The sequence below is a fragment of the Flavobacterium crocinum genome (genome assembly GCF_003122385.1).
GTDB classification, from domain to species: Bacteria; Bacteroidota; Bacteroidia; order Flavobacteriales; family Flavobacteriaceae; genus Flavobacterium; species Flavobacterium crocinum.
Window position 1 is genome coordinate 4,624,510 of record NZ_CP029255.1, and the last position, 21,889, is coordinate 4,646,398.

16 protein-coding genes are annotated in these 21,889 nt (G+C 33.3%); 10 read left to right on the plus strand and 6 right to left on the minus strand.

Annotation, left to right across the window (positions count from 1 at the left end):
• Positions 1 to 330: 330 nt before the first annotated feature.
• Positions 331 to 861 (plus strand): helix-turn-helix domain-containing protein, encoded by a 531-nt coding sequence (locus HYN56_RS20020; protein ID WP_109193491.1) that lies wholly within the window; start codon positions 331 to 333, stop codon positions 859 to 861.
• Entirely contained in the window at positions 858 to 1,694 is an 837-nt protein-coding gene (locus tag HYN56_RS20025; RefSeq protein ID WP_240622704.1) for an IS3 family transposase, read from the plus strand. The genes HYN56_RS20020 and HYN56_RS20025 overlap by 4 nt, the downstream gene beginning before the upstream one ends.
• Positions 1,695 to 1,750: 56 nt before the next feature.
• Here HYN56_RS20025 and HYN56_RS20030 read toward each other — a convergent pair whose 3' ends face one another.
• Complete coding sequence (locus HYN56_RS20030; RefSeq protein ID WP_109193805.1) at positions 1,751 to 3,445, minus strand: ribonucleoside-diphosphate reductase subunit alpha; 1,695 nt, start codon at positions 3,443 to 3,445, stop codon at positions 1,751 to 1,753.
• 18 nt (positions 3,446 to 3,463) lie between these two features.
• Entirely contained in the window at positions 3,464 to 4,438 is a 975-nt protein-coding gene (locus HYN56_RS20035) for a ribonucleotide-diphosphate reductase subunit beta (RefSeq protein WP_109193806.1), read from the minus strand.
• A gap of 930 nt (positions 4,439 to 5,368) precedes the next feature.
• On the opposite strand from HYN56_RS20035, the gene HYN56_RS20040 reads away from it, so the two are divergent.
• The 7 genes from HYN56_RS20040 (at position 5,369) to HYN56_RS20070 (ending at position 16,902) form a co-directional block, all read left to right on the plus strand.
• Positions 5,369 to 7,072: a tetratricopeptide repeat protein gene (locus HYN56_RS20040; protein ID WP_109193807.1), complete on the plus strand. Its 1,704-nt coding sequence runs from the start codon at positions 5,369 to 5,371 to the stop codon at positions 7,070 to 7,072.
• Positions 7,073 to 7,332: 260 nt separating this feature from the next.
• The gene (locus HYN56_RS20045) at positions 7,333 to 8,829 is read left to right on the plus strand and encodes an ankyrin repeat domain-containing protein (RefSeq protein ID WP_109193808.1); all 1,497 of its coding nucleotides are present in this window, start codon (positions 7,333 to 7,335) and stop codon (positions 8,827 to 8,829) included.
• A gap of 118 nt (positions 8,830 to 8,947) precedes the next feature.
• The gene (locus tag HYN56_RS20050; RefSeq protein WP_109193809.1) at positions 8,948 to 9,430 is read left to right on the plus strand and encodes a DUF2271 domain-containing protein; all 483 of its coding nucleotides are present in this window, start codon (positions 8,948 to 8,950) and stop codon (positions 9,428 to 9,430) included.
• A 138-nt stretch (positions 9,431 to 9,568) separates the two neighbouring features.
• On the plus strand, positions 9,569 to 11,752 hold the full coding sequence (locus tag HYN56_RS20055) for a PepSY domain-containing protein (RefSeq protein ID WP_109193810.1): 2,184 nt from the start codon (positions 9,569 to 9,571) through the stop codon (positions 11,750 to 11,752).
• A 125-nt stretch (positions 11,753 to 11,877) separates the two neighbouring features.
• A complete protein-coding gene (locus tag HYN56_RS20060; protein ID WP_109193811.1) occupies positions 11,878 to 12,870 on the plus strand; it encodes an FAD:protein FMN transferase in 993 nt (330 codons plus the stop codon).
• Between the two features lie 268 nt (positions 12,871 to 13,138).
• Positions 13,139 to 15,535, plus strand: coding sequence for a TonB-dependent receptor (locus tag HYN56_RS20065; RefSeq protein ID WP_109193812.1), 2,397 nt, complete (start codon positions 13,139 to 13,141; stop codon positions 15,533 to 15,535).
• 35 nt (positions 15,536 to 15,570) lie between these two features.
• Complete coding sequence (locus HYN56_RS20070; protein WP_109193813.1) at positions 15,571 to 16,902, plus strand: hypothetical protein; 1,332 nt, start codon at positions 15,571 to 15,573, stop codon at positions 16,900 to 16,902.
• Between the two features lie 106 nt (positions 16,903 to 17,008).
• On the opposite strand, the gene HYN56_RS20075 is transcribed toward HYN56_RS20070, so the two are convergent.
• The gene (locus HYN56_RS20075; RefSeq protein ID WP_109193814.1) at positions 17,009 to 17,884 is read right to left on the minus strand and encodes an NmrA family NAD(P)-binding protein; all 876 of its coding nucleotides are present in this window, start codon (positions 17,882 to 17,884) and stop codon (positions 17,009 to 17,011) included.
• Positions 17,885 to 17,965: 81 nt separating this feature from the next.
• On the opposite strand from HYN56_RS20075, the gene HYN56_RS20080 reads away from it, so the two are divergent.
• Positions 17,966 to 18,331 (plus strand): winged helix-turn-helix transcriptional regulator, encoded by a 366-nt coding sequence (locus tag HYN56_RS20080; protein WP_109193815.1) that lies wholly within the window; start codon positions 17,966 to 17,968, stop codon positions 18,329 to 18,331.
• A gap of 65 nt (positions 18,332 to 18,396) precedes the next feature.
• Here HYN56_RS20080 and HYN56_RS20085 read toward each other — a convergent pair whose 3' ends face one another.
• From HYN56_RS20085 to HYN56_RS20095, 3 genes are all read right to left on the minus strand, one after another.
• Positions 18,397 to 19,362, minus strand: coding sequence for a M20/M25/M40 family metallo-hydrolase (locus HYN56_RS20085; RefSeq protein WP_240622598.1), 966 nt, complete (start codon positions 19,360 to 19,362; stop codon positions 18,397 to 18,399).
• Positions 19,363 to 19,372: 10 nt separating this feature from the next.
• On the minus strand, positions 19,373 to 20,425 hold the full coding sequence (locus HYN56_RS20090) for a sialidase family protein (RefSeq protein WP_109194882.1): 1,053 nt from the start codon (positions 20,423 to 20,425) through the stop codon (positions 19,373 to 19,375).
• 95 nt (positions 20,426 to 20,520) lie between these two features.
• Complete coding sequence (locus tag HYN56_RS20095) at positions 20,521 to 21,852, minus strand: sugar MFS transporter (RefSeq protein WP_109193816.1); 1,332 nt, start codon at positions 21,850 to 21,852, stop codon at positions 20,521 to 20,523.
• Between the last annotated feature and the right edge of the window lie 37 nt (positions 21,853 to 21,889).

Genomic DNA, 21,889 nt, shown 5'->3' on the forward strand with positions numbered 1-21,889 from the left:
GCTATTTTCGGAGATTCTTCGTTCCAGAATGACAAGAATAATGGTGAAAATATTTACTTCAAAAAAATCTGTAAAATCTGTAAAATCTGCGAGAGAATTTTTAATTAATTTTGATTGTGGAATTACTCACCGAGATGTACTTAGTCAATTTGTTGTCGCTCGAGTTTCCTTCGTTAATATGACAAAACTTTGTAGAAAATCTTTGTGGAGTTTCTTGTACGATCCTTCGTGCCTCAGGATGACAAATCGTACACATAAAACATAAAAAAAAGCCGAATCTAAAAATGTGAACTGCCCCCAAAAAGTTAGACACTATTTGGGGGCATTTTTATGGAAAGAAAAATCAAGTACAATTATGAGTTTAAACTTCGGTGTGTAAATGAAGTTATAAATAAACATCGTTCAGTTAATTCAGTTGCGAATGAAAATAATTTTGACGAGTCAAATCTGAGAAAATGGGTTAAGTTTTACCAGAAGTATGGCAAAGAAGGTCTTTTACCCAGGAAGAATCAGATATACAGTGTCAAGTTTAAGCAAAATGTATTGCTGAAAATTACTAATAAGTCTTTATCTTTGAGAGACGCCTGTCTTGAATTTAATATTTCTAGTGAATCTGTTGTTATTCAATGGCAGAAAAGATATAAAGATCAAGGTATCTTAGGCTTAAAAGATCAACCTAAAGGAAGACCTAAATCTATGAACTTCAAAAGAGCTAAAAAGAAATCAAACAAACCCTTGACAAGAGAAGAAGAACTCTTACTTGAGATAGAATCATTGCGATGTGAAAATGCTCTTTTAAAAAAGTTCAATGCCTTAGTTCAAGCCGAAGAAGCCAAGCAAAACAAAAAGCACAAGCCATAATAGAATTAAGGCATGATTATGATCTGGGCATCATGCTAGATCATATGAATATGGCAAGAAGCAGTTATTATTACTACGAGAAAAAATATCAAGCCAAAGATAAATACAAGGATATTAAAGAGCTGATTGAGCAAATTTACCATCAACATAAAGGTCGATTTGGTTATAGACGTATTACTTTAGAAATAAAAAACAAAGGTATTTTGATTAATCATAAAACGGTGCTCAGGCTAATGAAGATTTTAGGTCTAAAAAGTTTAATTAGGATAAAAAAATACAAATCATATAAAGGAGAACATGGAAAAATAGCTCCCAATATATTGAAACGTAATTTTAAAGCGGTAATGCCTAATCAAAAATGGGCTACAGATGTTACAGAATTTAATGTCTCAGGGAAAAAGCTGTACCTCTCTCCGATAATTGATTTATTTAATGGAGAAATTATAAGTTATGACTTGTCTGAAAGACCCACTTTTAATCAAATCTTATCAATGCTTGAAAGATCTTTTAAAAAAATACCCAATCAAACTAATTTAATATTGCACTCAGATCAAGGATGGCAGTATCAAATGAAACAATATCAGTATCTATTAAAACAAAAAGGAATTAAACAAAGTATGTCCAGAAAAGGGAATTGTCTGGATAACGCTATAATTGAAAATTTCTTTGGAATATTAAAATCTGAACTTTTTCATCTTAAAAAATATAGTTCGATTAACCAATTAAAACAAGAAATAATCGACTATATAGAATATTATAATAATGAAAGAATAAAACTTAATTTAAAAGGAATGAGCCCGATACAATATCGAGCTCACTATTATCAAATTTAATTATAAATTCGTCTAAACTTTTGGGTGCAGTCTAATGATTCGGCTTTTGTTTTTTATTATGATTCACAACTACTGCAAGAAACAAGACTTGTCACCAATTCTTTAGAAACACTTTGGCTTCTTTGGTAATACAAACTTTTAACCCCTTGCTGCCAGGCTTCAATCATTAAACGGTTTACATCTTTAATAGCCAATTCTGCCGGAATATTAAGGTTCAAACTTTGTCCCTGATCCACAAATTTCTGGCGAATTCCAGCTTGCTGTACAATTTCCAACTGACTGATTTCTTTAAATGTTTTAAAAACATCTTTTTCTTGTTGTGTCAATTCCGACATATGCTGTACGCTACCTCCATTCAGCATAATTCCTCTCCATACTTCTTCATTATCTAAACCTTTTTCTTCAAGTAGTTTTTTAAGGTATTTATTTTTACGCATAAAATTACCTTTACTCAATCCGGCTTTGTAATAGTTACTGCTGAAAGGTTCAATACCTGGCGAAGTTTGTCCTAAAATTGCAGAAGATGAAGTTGTAGGCGCAATTGCCATTGTGGTTGTATTTCGTCTTCCATACCCTTTTAACAATTCCGGTTCCCCGTAAATTCTAGCCAATTCCTGACTTGCTTTATCTGCTTTATCGCTGATATGTTTGAAAATCTCAGTAGTTTTCATTTTAGCTTCCATTCCTTCAAACGGAATCATATTTTTCTGTAAATAAGAATGCCATCCTAAAACACCTAAACCTAATGCACGGTGTCTTTTGGCAAATTTATTGGCAGCAGAAAGGTAATAGTTTCCTTCTGTTTTTTCGATGAATTCCTGTAAAACAGCATCTAAGAAAAAGATTGCCAGTTTTACAGCCTCAGTATCTTTCCATTCTTCATACAATTCTAAATTCATAGAAGAAAGACAGCAGATAAATGATTCGTCATGAGTTGACGGAAGCATGATTTCGCTGCATAAGTTACTCGCGTTGATTCTTAAATTTTGATCTTTATAAACTTGCGGTTTATTTTTATTTACGTTGTCACTAAAAAAGATATAAGGTAATCCTTTTTGCTGACGGCTTTCTAAAACTTTTGCCCAAACTTGTCTTTTTTCTGCATCACCATCAATCATTTCCTGCATCCAGTAATCCGGCACGCAAATACCTGTAAACAAGTTCTGAATTGGGTTTCCTATACTTTTAATCTTTAAAAACTCTTCAATATCCGGGTGATCAACATCCAGATAAGCTGCAAATGCACCACGGCGAACACCACCTTGAGAAATAGTATCCATTGCAGTATCAAAAAGTTTCATAAAGCTAACTGCTCCACTACTCTTTCCGTTGTCTGTTACGGCGCTTCCGCGTTCACGTAATTCACCAAAATAACCGGAAGTTCCACCACCAATTTTAGTCTGCATGATTACTTCACCCAGTTTATGCGTGATTCCTTCAATTTTATCCGGAACGTGAACGTTAAAACAAGAAATCGGCAAACCTCTTTCTGTTCCCATATTTGCCCAAACCGGAGAACTGATACTCATCCACCCTCTTTCGATCATTTCAACAAAAGATTCTTTTAATTCCGGTTTGTATAATCTTTTGGCAGCAGCGGTACAGATTCTGTCAATTGCACCTTCAACTGTTTCACCTTTTAAAAGATAACCACGATTTAAAATTTGTTCGCTTTCTGAATTTTTCCACCACATTTTACTGTCGTTCTGTGGTTCAAAATTATTTACTGGGGTTGTGTCTATTGTATTCATAAGTATTCCGGGCTTGTATTAGAAAAGATCGTTTGCTGTAATGCTTTTATCGTGTTTAGTATATTCTACTGGACGTTTTGCAAAGAAATCGTCTAAACTGTTTGCAAAAACTTCTTCTTCAAACCAAGCCATCGCCGCGTAATCTTGTGGCGATACATTAAAAATTGTTTTAATATTAATTTGTCTTAAACTTTCGTCAACTCTAAATTTCATAAAGTTTACCAACTCTTCTTTGTTGATCGTTTCAATTGATCCATCTTCAAAAATCCAGTCTAAAATAGCTGCTTCAACATCAATTGATTCTTTAACCGTTTCACGAATTAATTCTAAAGTCTCAGCATCAAAATATTCCGGAAACTCTTCACGAATTTTATTGATGATGTAAATTCCGCCATTTGCATGAATCTGCTCATCGATTGAAGTCCATGCGATGATGTTGCTTACGTTTTTCATGTATCCTTTGAATCTTGTAAAAGAAAGTAAAATCGCAAACTGACTAAACAACGAAACATTTTCAATTAGAATACTGAACAAAATCAGCGAAACCATGTACTTTCTGTTGTCCTGAGATTTAGTATCTTTTAAAACATTTGAAAGATAATCTACACGTCTGCGAACTACAGGAACATCCAAAAGTTTTTCGAATTCATCATTATATCCTAAAACTTCCAATAAACGAGAATAGGCTTCAGAATGTCTAAACTCACATTCTGCAAAAGTAGTTCCCAGTCCGTTGAATTCCGGTTTTGGAAAATGTTCGTATATATTACCCCAAAAACTTTTTACGGCTACCTCAATCTGTGCAATAGCCAATAAACTATTTTTGATTGCTGTTTTTTCAGCTCCGTTTAAGTGCGCATGAAAATCTTGTGTATCGGCTGTAAAGTCTACTTCGGTATGTACCCAGTACGCTTTATTAATCGCCTCCGTAAATTGCAGAACCTCTGGATATTCGAAAGGTTTATAGTTGATTCTTTTATCGAAAATTGACATATATATAGAGTTTTAAGTGACAAAATGATGTTAGAAAATCGTGCGCTTTAATTTGGGGAGTGGTATTAGCGTGCTTTCTATAATTACAAATTTAGTCCACAGTTATTCTTTTGTCCAGTTTTAGATGTTAAAAATCCATTCAATTATCAACAGTTTGAAAACTTCAAAATTTAGGGATTTTGTAAATTTTATTAACAGGAAAACAATCTTATGTAATTATCAATGAGCTAGCTGTTTCCCTAAACTCAATGTTAAGTTATCAACATTTAAAAGTCATCATTTTTATAGTTATTTCCAAAACAGTTATCAACAGCTCACTTCAAAAAATGATAATCTGCACATTCAATCTAAAATAAAAAAACATCTTTTATTAATAATTATTCTAAATAATATTTTCGGGCTTTCCCAAAAAAAAATAATTGTAAGTTTTTTAATTCCAAACCATTACATTTAATTTAATTTTTGACCATCAGCTAAAATTTGTCTAAGAAACTCAAAATAGCTCTTATTTCAGGTATAATTCACCCCAAAATAAGTTCAGAATTCAAAAACGTCTGAAAAAGGAAAACATCATTCCGTACTGATGTAAATTTGGAAGATAAAAAAGAAAGTAAAAGGCTTCTGAAAAATAATATTTCTTCTTATTACTAAAAGATAAATTAACATGCTTCTTTATTTTTTCATTATCAAAAAAAATTAAAAAGGGGTATTAATACCTGATATACTATTTTGGGAATACTTTAAATTGCCCTAAAAATTCTAAAATTAAAAACTAAAGTATAATATTGAAAATATGCATAAAACCAGAAAATAAACGAGAAATGTTTTATTTAAAATCAACTAAAAATCAATATTTTAAAAACGGAACTCTCTCATAACCTAACTTTATTATCCATTATTATTACAATTTCATCTGCCAAAGAAAAATTAATGTCTGCCAAAAAAATATATTTCGTTGTTTTACTTTGTTACGCATTCGCCGCAAATGCTCAAAAATTGCAAATTAAGTGCTCCGAAAACTATCTTAAGGATATTGAATCTATTCTTTCTCAGGAAAAGAATTTTGGTACTGATACAATTGCTTTAAAAAAATACCTTTATCCTTTAAGTCAAATACCTAAATATCAAATCCTTTACGATGGCTTATTAGCAAATGGCTATGGCAATTTTTCTAATTCTAATAATAAAACTTCCAGTAAATACTATTTAAAATCTATAGAAAAAGCAAGAACTTCCGGAAATGTTTCTTTGATAGTCTGGTCGCAACTTAATTATATCAATCATTTATACTATTACAGGGATTATATTAAACTGACTCCTTTTCTGTTAGAACTAATGGAAAAAATCGAACCTTTAACCGCTCATCAAATTATTATTGCAGACGAAACTTACAAAAGAATCGGATGGATATTGCAAACATTTGGAGATTACCGTAAATCGTTGCAATACCTAAAACTAGCAAAAGAAACAACTCAAAAAAACAGTTCACAATATGCCGCTATTATTAATTCGATTGGTTTAAATTTTTTCCATTTAGGAAATTATAAAATGGCTGCTTATTATTTAAACGAAACAGCCAAACTCTCCAGACAGATTCACGATGATGTCCGATACGCTAAAGCTCTTGGCGATTTAGCCATGATTAGTGAGAAGAAAGGCAATTTTAAAACCGCTATTGATTTATTACAAAAAGACATTCAGATTTCTGAACAATATCAAAGCGATCAGAATACGATGTATGCTTCTATATTATTGGCCGAAGTATTCTTAAAAAACAACCAACCTGAAGAAGCTAAAACATTTTTAGACAAGGCCGGAAATATAGCAATTGCAAAATCTTATTTTAAAAAGTCGGAATTACAGATTATTAAATTAAAGTTGCAAATTCTAAAATTGCAAAACTCAACCGAAAACGAACTCCAATTAAGACGCCGAATGGTTGTTCTTGAAGATTCACTAAAAAATGAAGATGGCGACCTTGCTATTAATCAGGCCAACTGGATTATAGAAAAAAACAAATATCAGCAACATATCGATGAAGCAAAGAAGATCATTAAATATGAGACTACCCTAAAAAAATTCTACCTTATTATATTTATAATGTTTTTTTCTACGGCATTGATAATATTTATTCATTTCAGAAAAAAATACAAAAACAAGCATCTCAAATACGAGCAAAAGGTAAAAGCTTTAGAATTAGAAAAATTAAAAGCAGAACAACAACTTAACGAAGTTCATCAGGACTTAAAATCTCAGATTAATTATTTAAAAGAAAAAAACAATCAGATAAAAAAACTTAAAACAGTAATTGAGAATATTACAAACTCATCTTCTTCTTATCTGGAAAAAAAAGAAGGAAAATTGAACGCTCTGCTGGAATCACATTTAATGACGGACGATAACTGGAATGTCTTCAAGCAAGAATTTCAAAAAGAATATCCGAGGTTTTACAGCCAGCTTCAGGAAAATTTTCCGGAAATGAATGAGTTTAATGAACGAATCTTACTGCTTCAAAAACTCGATTTCAGTAATAACGAAACTGCAGAATTGCTGGGAATAACAAGTGATACGGTAAAAAAAACAAAGCAACATCTTAGAAAAAAACTAGGAAATCAGTACGATTCACTTTTTTAATTCCTAATTTATTTCGGGTCTTTTCAAATTCAAATTATAGCTATAAAAAACCTTGCATTAAAAAAAAATTAAAATCTGCTTAAGCGATTCTTAATTTTTAGAAAAACTGCATCAAAAAACGCTATTAATATTAAATTGTTCTTGGTTTAAGAATATAAATCTCTACATTTGCCTTTATTTTTAATTATTCTAAATAGATGATTAAAATTTCCAAAAGTAAATTAAGTCTTGTATAATTCAATAACCATAAATAACATATTATGAAAAAGAATTTTTTCGTTTCTTTTGCTCTTGCTGTCACATTTTTTGCGAGTGCACAGCAAAAAAATGCTTTGTTGGAACAATCTTTCTGGAAAACTTCTCCAAGTGTAGAAACTGTTAAAGCAGAGATCGCAAAAGGAAATAATCCGGCTGAAGCAAATGTAAATGCTTTTGATGTTACAACATTGGCCATCAATAATGATGCTCCAATAGCAACTATCAAATTCTTAGTGGAGCAGCCAGGAAATTCAATTACAAAATTAACTCACGATAATCGTATTTATTTACATTGGGCAGCTTACAGAGGCAATACCGAATTGGTGGAATATTTAATTTCTAAAGGTTCTGATGTTAATTTTGAAGACAGCCACGGTACAGCTCCGGCAGATTTCGCCGCTTCAAACGGTCAGTCAGATCCGGCGATGTATGATGCTCTTTTTAAAGCGGGTGTTAATCCGACAAAAAAATATGCAAATGGTGCCAATCTTTTACTTTTAGCGATTGCTTCTGATAAAGATTTAAAAGCTGCTGAATATTTTGCTACAAAAGGAATGTCTTTAAAAGATGTTGACAGCGATGGCAATACTGCTTTTACTTACGCCGCAAGATCCGGAAATATTCCGCTTTTGAAAAAACTTTTAGAAAAAGGAATTAAACCTACTGATACTGCTCTTTTAAACGCTGCACAAGGAAGCAGAAGAGAAAGTAATACTTTAGAAACTTATAAATATTTGGTTGAAGAAGTAAAAATCAAAGCAACTGCACAAAATAAAGCGGGACAAAATGTATTGCATATTTTGGCAGGAAAACCAAATCAGACCGAAATTATCAAATACTTTTTAGACAAAGGTGTTGATATTAACAAAGCTGATAAAGAAGGAAATACGCCGCTAATGGCAGCTGCTTCAGCAAGAGAAATTGCGGCTTTAGAGCTTTTTCTTCCAAAAGCTAAAAACATAAATGTTCAAAATTTAAAAGGAGAATCTGCTTTGACTTATGCAGTAAGAAATGGTTCACCGGAAGCTGTAAGTTTACTTTTGGCTAAAGGAGCTGATGTAAATGTAAAAGATAAAGACGGAAATAATTTAGGTATTTATTTAGTACAATCTTATCGTCCGGCCGGAAGAGAAAGAGAAACTCCCAAACAAGATCCGTTTGATGCTAAAGCAAAATTACTTCAGGATAAAGGACTGAATCTTGCAACAGCTCAAAAAGATGGTAACACTTTATATCATTTAGCGATCACTAAAAATGACGTTTCTCTTTTGAAAAAAATCACTGATTTAAAAGTAGATGTTAATGCTAAAAATAAAGACGGTTTAACGCCTTTACACAGAGCAGCTATGATTTCTAAAGATGATGAAATTCTTAAATATCTGGTTTCTGTTGGAGCTAAAAAAGAAATTAGCACTGAGTTTGATGAAACTGCTTATGCTTTAGCTAAAGAGAATGATTTGCTTACAAAAAACAATATCTCCGTAGAATTTTTAAAATAATACTGGAAAGTTAAGAGTTTAAGGTTATGAGTTATACGTTCAACGTCATACCGAACGCATACTCTTAACTTAAATTTTGAACTCATAACATATAACTTATAACACATAACTTAAATTCATGAAATCTATATTCAAAATTGCCCTAACAAGTGCTTTTATCTTTTTACTTTCTTTTCAGTCTAATGCACAATCAAGCAAATACAAATGTATGTTGCAAATGAACAATTATATGGGAGAAGGGGCTTATATCGTAGTTTCTTTAATTAATGCAAACGGAGAATACGAAAAAACACTTTATGTAATGGGTGATGACAAAAAATGGTACAAATCATTAAAAGAATGGAACAAATTCCACACTCAGAAAAATGATGATATCAGCGCTAAAACGGGTGCTTCTGTTACAGGTGGAGACCGCAGTATAACGACTATCGAAATCGAAAATTCTAAAATTAATAAAGGATACAAATTACGTTTTGAAACGGCTGTTGAAGATCAGAAATATTATGTAAGCGATCTTGAAATTCCGCTTACGACAGAAGGTATGGCTGAAAAAACAGACGGAAAAGGTTATATCAAATATGTAAGATTAAATAAAATATAAAACTTTAGTATTTTACTTTTAACTTATTCTTAAAGTATAAATTCTATTTTTATACTTTAAGCTGAGATCCGGGCTTTGTCAAAGTTTAAAACTTTGACAAAGCTTTAAACATTTAATTCCATTTCTAGAATACACGCAATGACTCTTTCCTTTTGGCGTTACGCGCACTTGGCTTTAGCCTTATTTTCTTCTGTTTTTTTGCTTTTGGCTTCGGTAACCGGTATTATTCTGGCTGTCGACGCAGTACAGGAAAAAACACTTCCGTATAAGGTTGAGAATTTTAATAAAATAACATTGGAACAAACCCTTCCAATTTTAAAAAATACTTATCAGGAAATTACAGAATTAAGTGTTGATTATAACCAATTTGTAACGCTTCAGGCAATGGATGAAGATGGAAATGATGTTAATGCTTATATCGATCCTAAAACAGGTAAAGCTTTAGGAACCCCAGTAAAGAAAAGCGAATTTATCAAATGGGTTACCAGTTTACACCGTTCTTTATTTTTGCATGAAACCGGAAGATTTTTTGTTGGTGTAATTTCTTTTTGTTTGTTGCTGATTTCTATTTCCGGATTTGTGCTCGTTTTAAAAAGACAGCGTGGCATTCGTAATTTCTTTTCTAGAGTAATAAAAGAATATTTTGCTCAATATTATCATGTTGTTTTAGGGCGATTGGCATTAATCCCAATTCTGATTATTTCGCTTACAGGAACCTATTTATCTCTTGAAAGATTCAACTTTTTTATGGGTGAAGAAAAAGCAAAACCAGTTAAAACAGAACTTTCGGCGAAAGCCAAAACTGCTTCAATTTTTAAAACAACTTTACTATCCGATGTAAAGAAAATCGAATTTCCTTTTACAGATGATCCAGAAGAATATTATATCATTGAATTAAAAGATCGCGAAATCGAAGTCAATCAGGTTACAGGAGCTGTAATTAGTGAAAAACTTTCGCCAATGACTGCACAATATGCAGCTTTGAGCCTTGATCTTCATACGGGAAGAATTAACGGAATCTGGGCTGTAATTTTAGCAATCGCCTGTATCAATATTTTTTTCTTTATTTATTCCGGTTTTGCCATTACTTTAAAAAGAAGATCAAGCCGAATCAAAAATAAATTCAAAGCGCAGGAAAGCAGCATTATTATTTTGGTAGGTTCTGAAAATGGCAGCTCTTTTAGGTTTGCCAATGTCATTTCAAAACAATTGATTAATCACGGTTATAAAGTTTTTGTTACCGAATTAAATCGTTTTGCTGCTTATCCAAAAGCCGAACATATTATTGTTTTTTCTTCGACTCACGGTTTAGGTGATGCGCCTTCGAACGGAAATAAATTCAAAGCATTGCTGGAAAAGCAAAATCAGGAACAACAAATTAATTTTTCTGTAGTTGGTTTTGGTTCTAAATCATATCCCGATTTCTGTGGATTTGCAGTTGAAATTGATCAACTTCTTGCTAAACAAAATTGGGCAGACCGTTATTTAGACCTTCAGACTGTAAACGATAAATCGGCTGTAGAATTTGTAGAATGGGTAAAATTATGGAGCGCTAAATCCGGGATTCCATTAGCCACAACTCCGTCATTATACAATCATGTTCCAAAAGGCTTACAGAAATTGATGGTTTTGGATAAAACTCCAATTTCAGATACCGAACACACCTTTATATTGACGTTACGTGCCAGTTCAAGAGTCAAATTTGTTTCCGGTGATTTACTGGCAATTTATCCTGCAAATGATTCCAGAGAACGCCTCTACTCTATTGGAAATCATTCCGGTAATATTCAGTTGGTTGTAAAACTGCATCCAAACGGATTAGGTTCAGGATATTTGAATAATCTGGAACCCGGAAATACGATAAAAGCAAGAATCATTAAAAATCCTGCTTTCCATCTTCCAAAGAAAACTTCGAAAGTGGCTTTAATCTCAAACGGAACCGGAATTGCTCCTTTTCTGGGAATGATTGAACAAAATAAAGCGAAGAAAGAAGTTCATTTGTACAGCGGATTCCGAATGGTTACTCCAACTTTGATGGCTTATAAAAAATTTGCCGGAATAATGATTCAGAAAGAACATTTGGAGCATTTTCATGTGGCATTATCCCGTGAAGCCGAACATATTTATGTAATGGATTTAATTAAAAATGATGCCGTCTTCTTTATGAATTTATTGAAATCTGGCGGCGTTATCATGATCTGCGGTTCTCTGGCGATGCAAAAAGATGTTGAAGTTATTCTGAATGAGTTATGCTTGTCTAATGGCACAAAAACGCTTGAAGAATACAAAGAAAACGGACAATTATTAACGGATTGCTATTAAGATTGGTGATTTTAGATTTTAGATTTTAGATTTTAGATTGCAGATTGGAATTTGGGATTTAAAATTTGGGATTTAAATATTTTGCTCCGCTTGAACATTCATTAATTTTTTAATAACGATTTTTTATGCAAAAATCAATTATATATAAACTTCTGATTCTTTTTTTAATGCTTCAAAGCTTAGTTGGTTATTCACAAGTTTTACGAAAAAGAACCACACTTTTAATGGGCGGAAGATTTGATATTAGCATTGTAGCAAAAGATTCACTTTCTGCAGAACAAAATATTGATGAAGTAATTGCCGAAATTACCCGCATTGAAAATCTAATCTCAGATTGGAAACCGGATTCGCAGGTTTCTGAAGTGAATCAGAATGCAGGAATAAAACCAATAAAAGTAGATCGCGAAGTCTTTGAATTGGCACAAAGAGCCATCAAATTATCTGAAATTACGAATGGCGGCTTTGATGTGAGCTTTGCAGCAATGGACAGAATCTGGAAATTTGACGGTTCTATGACCGAAATGCCTTCGGCGGAAGCCATAAAAAAGTCGGTAGAAAAAGTAGGCTATAAAAACATTATTTTAGACAGTACAACATCTACAATTTTCCTAAAATTAAAAGGAATGAAAATTGGTTTCGGTGCTTTAGGCGAAGGTTATGCAACCGATAAATGCCGTGCCATGATGATTCAAAAAGGAATCGAAGCCGGAATCATAAATGGTTCAGGTGATATGAGTACCTGGGGAAAACAGCCGAATGGAAACGATTGGAAAATTGGAATAACCAATCCGTTTAAACCTGAGAAAATTTTAGCGGCAATTCCATTAAAAGACGGCGCTATTACTACTTCCGGTAGTTATGAAAAATTCGTTGTTTTTAATGGCAAACGTTATTCTCATATTATAAATCCTGCAACAGGATATCCTGCAACCGGTTTATGCAGTGTTACTGTAATAGGTCCAAACGCAGAAACTGCCAACGGATTAAGTACTTCCATGGTGGTTTTAGGTCAGACTGAAGGATTATCATTACTTCAAAAATTTCCGCAATACAGCTGTGTTATGATTACAGATAAAGGTAAAGTGATTAAGTCTAAGAACTTCGCTTATAAGTTATAATCGAAACGCTCTTTTAATGGCAAAAATGCGAACTTTTAAACCATATAAGTTATATAAGTGATTTAAGTTTTTCTTAATTGTACTTATATAACTTATATGGTTTTATTTTTTGACAACATCCAATTAAATATTTAAAAATCAAACACTTAAACAGCTATTTTTCAACATTAAAATCTCTAATGTAAATCTAATGATCTTCTAACGGCTTTATTTAGATTAAATTTAAATTATCATATAAGTTTGCAGCACTTTTTATGCAAAACTCAATATGAGAACAATTTTACTTCTATTTTTTATTACGCTTACAAGCTGGTCACAAACAGGAAATCTTACAGGAAAAGTGACTTTTGGAACTGACGAATTAGCTTACGGTTCTACAGTTATAATCAAAGGAACTCAAAAATATGCCATTGTAAACGATTTTGGCCGTTACGAATTTAAGGGCTTAAAATACGGTGAATATATTCTGGAAACTTCTTCTATGGAAGGTCAGACAAGAATTACAAAAGTAACCATCAATAAACCGAATACAGACCTTAATATTTCATTAGACCGAAATGGCCCTAAAGATTTAGAGGAAGTTGTAATTAAAAAATCTTCTATTAGAAAAGAAATAATGGAAAAAGGATTTGCTGTAAATGTGATCGAAACACAGGAAGCGGCAAAAAGAAACCTGCAAACCAATGATTTACTGGATCGTTCCGGAGGTGTAAGAATCAGACAGAATGGAGGTTTGGGGTCTGCAGTAACTTACAATATTAATGGAATGTCCGGAAATGCGATACGAATATTTATCGATGGAATTCCGATTCAGACTTATGGGGCATCTTTTAGTTTAAATAGTATTCCGCCTGCTTTAATTGAAAGAATCGAAGTTTATAAAGGTGTTGTTCCTGCAAATCTTGCCGATGATTCATTGGGAGGAGCAATCAATGTGATACTTAAAAAAGGATCTAAAAATATGATTGCCGCTTCTGTTTCTTATGGTTCGTTTAATACTATTCAATCGAATTTTAGCACTACCTACCGAGATAAATCTGGTTTTACTGTTAAAGCAAACGGATTCCAAAATTATTCTGACAACGATTATGAAGTCTGGGGCAGATTTGTTTACAATATTTTACCAAACGGACGCTACGATTACATCAGAGCAAAACGATTTGATAGTATGTACCGATCTTACGGAGGCAGACTTGAAGCTGGTTATACTGACGTAAAATGGGCAGATAATTTTTCAATTAGTTATAATGGTTCGGAGGATTACAACCAAATTCAGCACGGTCAGTATATGACAAAACCTTATAAAGGACGTTTCAGTGAATCTGCTGCAAATGTGTTTAGCATCAATTACAACAAAAAAGATTTTTTAATTAAGAATCTTGATTTCTCAGTAATTTCTGTTTACAGCCATAGAAATGATGTTGTAAACGATACTGTAAAATGGAATTACAACTGGAACGGTGAAAAGGCAATTGGATTATATGGAGAACCTATTTTATCGGTATTTGGTGCACAGCAAGGAGCTCCTACTATCAATCATCAAAAATTAGATATTTTTAATACAAGAGCTGGTTTGACCTATAACATTTCTAAAAACCACAAGATTCTTGTTAACGGAATGTTTTATACCGTTGACCGAAATGATAAAGATGAAATGCTACCGGAATTGATTCGTAATTTTTTAGCAACACGTGATTTAGATAAATCAGTTACTTCTTTTGCTTATGAAATGCAGGCTTTTCAATCACGTCTAAAAGCGAACTTTTTTGTTAAAAATTATTACTTAAAAACAGAACAGGTTACACCTACAATATTAGTCAATCAGGATGGTCAAAGATCTGTAGTGATGGTAAATGATGTCAGAAACACTGATTTTACAGGATATGGTTTTGCATCTTCTTATGCTGTTCTCCCAAAAGCACTAGTGATGGTTTCTGCCGAAAAAGCAATTAGATTACCAAATGAAAATGAAATATTTGGACTTCCCGGTCAAAACGTTCTGGCTAATCCTAATTTAGGTCCGGAACAAAGTGAAAATTTTAATGCCGGTTTACGACTAGGGCCGTATTTAATTCATAATCATAAATTTTCATTTTACGGAAATGCCTTTTGGAGAAATATAAAAGGTAAAATTGTACAGCAAATAAGTATTCGTGTAAACGAAGCGGTACAAGCTACTCCTTTTGTCAATTTAGGAAAATCTCAATCAGTTGGCTTTGAGACATCTGTTCAATATTCATTTAAAGATAAATTATTTGCGGGGGTAAATCTTTCTAAATTCAATTCACTTGTTAAGGATAAATACGATACTAACGGAAATATCCTCCCTAATTACAACAAACAATTACCTAACGAACCTTATTTTACTATTAACGGAAATCTTCAGTATAACTTTAAAAATGTAATTCAGAATAAATCAGAATTAAATCTTTATTACTACTGTGGTTATGTCGATCCATTTTATACTTCCTGGCTTGAAATTGACAGAACTACAGCTCAGTTTCCACAGGATTTGGGTTTAAGTTATGCCTTTCCAAATAAACAATTTGTAGTAAGCTTTGATGCTAAAAATATTTTTGACGAACAGGTTTATGACAATTTCGCTGCCCAAAAACCCGGAAGAGCTTTCTACATCAAACTCAACTATGCTATTAGTAAATTTTAATTACTCAATAAATAACTATTTTAAATACAACAAAGATGAAAAAAAACACATTTAAACTATTTACATCTGGTTTATTACTAGGTGCATTAGCGTTGACAACTTCTTGTAGCAGTAGCGACGATAACAATAATTCTGAACCGGTAAACCCGATAACTGATGGAAGATGGATTACTGTAGCAGGAGCTTTGATGCAAACAGATCCAGGTGACGGAAATGGCGGAACCAGAGTTTACGCAATTAGTAAAGAAAATGCTATTGATCCTAACTTTTCTGTAGACGTTTACACAAATGGTACTGCTGTTCAATCTACCCGAACAGCGCGTTTACAATCTTCTGTAGATGGAAACACTCTTTTCAATATCACTTATACTGGTGCAAACGGTGGTGAGTTTATGACTTACAAAGTTAACGGAGGAAACAATTTTGCAGAATCTACAGCAAAAGTAAATATTTCTCAATACGCAGGAACATCTCCAAGATGGGTAAAACTTTTTGATGGAGACAAAACTGGTGTTGCTGTAAACGTTACTGCTCCTGTTGTAAATACAAATGCAGATAAAACATATAAAAACACAAGAGGAATTGCTACTGTATTATCTTTAGATTTACAGCAAACTTTAATTTCTGCTTTCAAACAATATGAAATTCCACTAACTGCTGAAGAAGAAGCTCTTGGACACCATATTTTCCGTTTAGATGCGCCAACATTAAACAAAGCAGGAAACAAATTAATCATTGGAACATGGATGCGTAAAACAGATCCGGCAACAGGACAAAACGCGGCAAGTTTTACACGTTTAGGTTCAAAATCTGTTGTGGTTGATTATCCTTCATTAGAAAATCCTAAAGTGATTACGTCGACTGTTGGATTTGGTGATACAAGCGGATACAGAAGTTTTAACAGCTTCGTTGCTACAGACGGAAATATCTACCAGGCTACACAAAGAGATACTCAAAAAGGTTCTTATATCTTAAAAATCAACCAAAGCAATGAATATGATAATTCATATGTATTCAGTTTAGATACTGCTTTAGGAATTAAAGGTTCTTATATCGATGCGTGGAGATATGTTGGAAACGGAATTGCTTATGCGGTTTACACTTACGAAGGAACAACTCAGGGTTTCCTTGCAAGATTAGATTTAAATGCCAAAACAGCTACAAAAGTAGAAGATATCGCTTACGATACTAGCTTAGATTTCGGTCAATACCAAGGTTTTGTTGTGGATGGAAACAACTTCTACATCGCTGTTACTCCAGTTGGAAAAGACGGTAACATCTACGTAATTGACATTCCTTCAGGAAAAGTTACTAAAGGTGCTAAATTAGTAAACAAACCAGGAAACCACTACATTGGGGTATTCTAAAAAATATACAGTTATGATTACAAACTGTATGTAATTCATCACTTGAGTTTTTTTTTAATTGAACATTCCGCTTCTATTTATAGTAAGCGGAATGTTTTTTTTAGAATTAGAATTTTGAAGCAAATTCTTTAGCAAATTCTTCTAGTTTAATTTTACCTTCCGCTTTTCCATCATTTGTTAGAAAATCAGCTGCGATAGTATTATTTCTTAATCCGCTTCCCATTTCGGTATACAAACCGGCCATTTCTTCCGGAACTCCTGCTTGTGTCATTCCTCCAAAATATTGTTCGTCTGTAAATTCTACCCAAGGAAGTTCAGGTTTACCAATAGCATTTCCAAAAGCTTTTACAATATCTGAAGGTGTTTTAACATCACTAATAATGTAACGTACATTTTTTCCTTCTGACTTTTTCTGTAATTCTTCGGCTGCAGCCCAGGCAATATCTTCCGGATGTACTAATGGAATTTGATTATCTGTTGGAAAATTAGCTCCCATTATCCCCGCTCCTTTTATCATCGGAATATCATTGAAGAAATTGATATAGAAATAACCTGCTCTCAAAAAAGTGATAGAAGTATCTAATTTTTCGTAGATTTTCTCAATGTTATGCAAGCCGGCAATGGGTCCGTTTCCTGTTGGCAAATCAGCTCCAATACTGCTTAGCATTACTACTCTTTGAATATTGGTTTGTTGGATTGCTTTAGCGAAAGCGTCACCTGCTTCAGTAGTGTTTTTAATAATATTTACGCCGCCCATATTTGGCGGTGTCATGGCAAAAAGCGCATCTGCTCCTGCAAATGTTTCTGAAAGAAAATCAGCATCGCTAACTGATCCGATTTCAGCTTTTGCCCCCAATGCTTCAATCGCAGCTTTTCGATCTGCATTACTGCTGATAACTGTTACATCATGACCTGATTGTACTAATTGAGCCGTTAATGGCTTTCCGATATTTCCTAATGAACCTGAAATTATAATTTTCATCTTTAAATGTTTTTTTATTTAACAAGACAAAGGTATATTTGTACTTACTTTTATACAAGTACTTACCCTAAAGTATGTATTATGACAGCAATTAAAGAATCGTCTACAATTCAGGAAAACAAGCAATATGCTTTGGAAAAATGTCCCGTGACTTTTGTTATGGAGAAAATTGGAGGTTATTGGAAACCTATTATTTTATATCATTTATCGACTGGAGATAAACGTTACAGCGAACTAAAAAGAGCTATTCCGGCCGTAACAGAAAAAATGCTGATTCAGCATTTGAAGCAACTTGAGGCTGATGGTTTGGTCATTCGCGAAGCTAAACCTGTGGTACCGCCTTTTGTAACTTACAGACTCAGCGATGCCGGAAACGGACTTTTACCCGTAATTGATGCGATGGCTGCATGGGCTTTTAAAGTAAAAGACGGCGTCTATGAAATTTAATAGACACCGCCTTTTCAAACAACAAAAACTAACTTAACTAATTTTAAAATGAGACTATCTTTATTTTAATTCTGTTTAATGAAAACTAAATTTTCTTCATAATTGGCTATCTCCGTTAAGGCATTATAAATATATTTTGCCACTAAAGCGCCTCCATCAGAATTAATCAAATCAATATCGTCATCAGGCGTATGATATTGCGGATGTCCACCGGTATGAAATCCAACGGCAGAAATTGATTCTTTATAGAAAGAAACATGATCTGATCCTCCTACATCACCTGCGTGAATCACAGGATTTAATCCGCTGTTTTCTTGTAGTTTTTTCATTAATTCTACTCCATTAGGGAAAGTTCCTGCACCACCCATATAAAGTTCTTTTTTATCGTTTAGTCTTCCGACCATATCCATATTCAGCATTACTTTTACGGCCTCTTTTGGAACTGGTAAATGACTAATGAAATATTTTGAACCTAATAATCCTTCTTCTTCTCCACTGAAAGAGATAAAAATGATACTTCTTTTAGGTTTTATTTTTTGCTTTGAAATTTCTTCTAAAATACATAACAAAGCCGAAACTCCCGAAGCATTATCATCTGCACCGTTATGAATGGCAAAAGCTTCTTTCTTTTTACTTCCGGAACCTTGTCCGCCCCAGCCCCAATGATCGTAATGCGCTCCAATAACGATGTATTCATTTTTTAGTTTTGAATCTGAGCCTTCGATATAACCAAGTACATTCTGTGTCGAAACACTATCTGATTTCATCTTATTAATTCCCTCTTTTACAAAAAGTCGAAAGGGTTGGTAATAAGAATTCCTGAATTCTTTTAAGCCATACTTTTTAAAATACTTTTCAATATAAGCTGCTGCTTTGTTATTTCCTTTTGTGCCCGGAAAACGTCCTTCTAATTTATCAGAAGACAAATATTTATCATGTTTGTAAAAGGTCTTAGACATCTCATTATTTTGTGCATTCAAATGAACACCACAAAATAAAATGCTCGCAAAAAGGTATTTTAAAGCTTTCATATTGTAACAATTACAGACTAGGTTCAAAAGAGGTATGTTTAATATATTTACGATCATAAGTATACAATACATGAATTCTCTTATCACTGGTCTGAATTATAGCTGGATAACTAAACTCCCCTTTTTCCTGTTTTTCAAGATCAAATAGTTTCTTCCAGTTCAGACCATCCTTTGAGTATTCTACATCCAAAATATTGCGCCCGTTAAACCAGTCCTTTCCTTGTGGTAATGGGTTATTAACCAATAAGAAAAGATTCTTATTTACCGTTAAAGCATCAATTCCCGAATTGGAATTGATCACGTTGATTGTATTGGTTCTAATCCAGCTTTTCCCGTTATCACCCGACCAGCTTGAAACTATTTTATTGTGTTTGCTTCTGGATAACATTTGAATATCAGTGGTACCGTGAACTAAAAATGTTGGCTGAATGATATTAAAATTCTGATTGTTTTCCACTGCTATTTTCTTCCAGGAATCCGTTAGTTCTGTATATTCTTCTACATGAACTCTCCATTCGTCAGTATTTACACTTTCTGTACTGCTTCCGCATAAAATTACTCCCGGAGTAGTTTCAATAGGTTTATTACGAATGGGACCGTAAATTCCTTCCGGAAGGTATTTTGGTTCTCCCCAGGTTGTTCCGTTATCTTTTGAAACGATCATAGCACCAAACCATTCTCTTGGATTCTTTCCAACTTTATAAAACAAATACAAATTCTGGCTTTTAGCTTTAAAAAGAACCGGATTCCAGCAAGGCAAAGTATCTGCACCTTTTATTAAAGGCTGAATCAGTTCTTTTGGCGTCGACCATTTTTTATCTTTATAATCCGCAATATAGATTCCCACATCTTTTGCGCCTTCATATTTTCCTCCAAACCAGGCTGCTAAAATTTCGTTTGGTTTATGTTCCACCAAAGTCGATGCATGACTGTTTGTTGTTACAGGAGGATCTGCAATATAACTACTTTCGATATTAACAGCTTTTGTTTGAGCTTTTAATCCATTAAAAACAAGAAAAATTGCCAGTAAAGCTGTTAGAGTATATTTTGTTTTTGATATCATTTTTTTTCTTTTTTTTTTAGAGGAAAGAAGCAAGAGGAAAAACTTAGAAAGTAAAAATCTTGTCTCTTGCTTCTTGCATCTAAAACATCTTTAATCTAACTCTTTTTCAAACCTACTTTATGTCCGGAAATAGCATAATAAAGGATAATAATATAACATGGTAATAGAATCCAATATCCCTTTGTTGAGGCAGAAGCTGTTGCATTTACTTCGCTAATTCCCTGAGCAATAAGATCTGCTTTTGTTCCGTCAACAAATTTTCCGTACAAAGGCGGAATCACAGCTCCACCTGAAATTGCCATTACCAATAAGGCTGCACCGGTTTTTGTGAATTTTCCTAAACCATTTAATGTTAAAGGCCATACTGCAGGCCAAACCAGAGCATTTGCTACACCCAATGCAGCAACGAATAAAACAGAGGTAAAACCGGTAGAAAATACGATACAGAAAGACAATACAATTCCTAAAACGGCACTTACTCTTAAAGCTAAAGCCTGAGTAATGTATTTCGGAATCAAAAATGCTCCTAATGCATAAGTGGCAACCATTGCCAATAAGGTAAAAGTGGTAAAAAATTTAGCATCTGCAGCAGGAAAACCTAAAGCGATTCCGTAAGCAATAATGGTATCACCTGCAATTACTTCTACTCCCACATACATAAACAACGTTAATACGCCTAACCAAAGGTGAGGAAACTGGAAAATGCTTGTTTTAGCTGTTTTTCCTTCTTCAGCTTCTTCAATTGGGGCTGCTTCTACGTTTGGTAACGGTGCTTTAAGAATTAATAATCCTAAAACAAATAAAACAATCGCCATAGAAATATAAGGTACTACTACACTGTCCGCCATATTATCTAATAAAGTATTCTTTTCTGAAGTACTTACATGACTTAATTTTTCCTGAATTTCGTCAATACCGGATAATAAAAGAGAACCAAAAATAAGAGAACCTAAAGCACCTGCAATTTTATTACAAATTCCCATAATAGAAATTCGTTTTGCAGCACTTTCAATTGGACCTAAAATCGTGATATACGGATTTGAAGCAGTCTGTAACAAAGTCATTCCCGCGCCCTGAATAAAGATTCCTGTCAGAAACATCCAATACGTTCTGGCTTCTGCAGCAGGAATAAAAATTAAAGCTCCGAATCCCATAATGAATAATCCTAAGGACATTCCTTTTTTATAACCAATTTTAGATAAAATAAAAGAAGCCGGAAGTGCCATAACCACAAACGAAATATAAGATGCTGAAGCAACCAGTAATGACTGCGCCGATGTTAATTCATTAATCGTCTTCATAAACGGAATCAATGCGCCATTGATCCAGGTAACAAATCCGAAAATAAAAAACAGACTTGCAATTATTAATATTGGCAATAAGTTTGGTTTGGTTTGTGAGGAGTTAGTGGTATTTGTGTTAACCATTTTTATTTTATGTTTTTGTGGTTTGATGATTTATTGA

Coding starts and splice junctions, on each gene's coding strand:
- HYN56_RS20020 (WP_109193491.1), top strand. CDS start 331: ATGGAAAGAAAAATCAAGTACAATTATGAGTTTAAACTTCGGTGTGTA.
- HYN56_RS20030 (WP_109193805.1), bottom strand. CDS start 3,445: ATGAATACAATAGACACAACCCCAGTAAATAATTTTGAACCACAGAAC.
- HYN56_RS20035 (WP_109193806.1), bottom strand. CDS start 4,438: ATGTCAATTTTCGATAAAAGAATCAACTATAAACCTTTCGAATATCCA.
- HYN56_RS20040 (WP_109193807.1), top strand. CDS start 5,369: ATGTCTGCCAAAAAAATATATTTCGTTGTTTTACTTTGTTACGCATTC.
- HYN56_RS20045 (WP_109193808.1), top strand. CDS start 7,333: ATGAAAAAGAATTTTTTCGTTTCTTTTGCTCTTGCTGTCACATTTTTT.
- HYN56_RS20050 (WP_109193809.1), top strand. CDS start 8,948: ATGAAATCTATATTCAAAATTGCCCTAACAAGTGCTTTTATCTTTTTA.
- HYN56_RS20055 (WP_109193810.1), top strand. CDS start 9,569: ATGACTCTTTCCTTTTGGCGTTACGCGCACTTGGCTTTAGCCTTATTT.
- HYN56_RS20060 (WP_109193811.1), top strand. CDS start 11,878: ATGCAAAAATCAATTATATATAAACTTCTGATTCTTTTTTTAATGCTT.
- HYN56_RS20065 (WP_109193812.1), top strand. CDS start 13,139: ATGAGAACAATTTTACTTCTATTTTTTATTACGCTTACAAGCTGGTCA.
- HYN56_RS20070 (WP_109193813.1), top strand. CDS start 15,571: ATGAAAAAAAACACATTTAAACTATTTACATCTGGTTTATTACTAGGT.
- HYN56_RS20075 (WP_109193814.1), bottom strand. CDS start 17,884: ATGAAAATTATAATTTCAGGTTCATTAGGAAATATCGGAAAGCCATTA.
- HYN56_RS20080 (WP_109193815.1), top strand. CDS start 17,966: ATGACAGCAATTAAAGAATCGTCTACAATTCAGGAAAACAAGCAATAT.
- HYN56_RS20085 (WP_240622598.1), bottom strand. CDS start 19,362: ATGAAAGCTTTAAAATACCTTTTTGCGAGCATTTTATTTTGTGGTGTT.
- HYN56_RS20090 (WP_109194882.1), bottom strand. CDS start 20,425: ATGATATCAAAAACAAAATATACTCTAACAGCTTTACTGGCAATTTTT.
- HYN56_RS20095 (WP_109193816.1), bottom strand. CDS start 21,852: ATGGTTAACACAAATACCACTAACTCCTCACAAACCAAACCAAACTTA.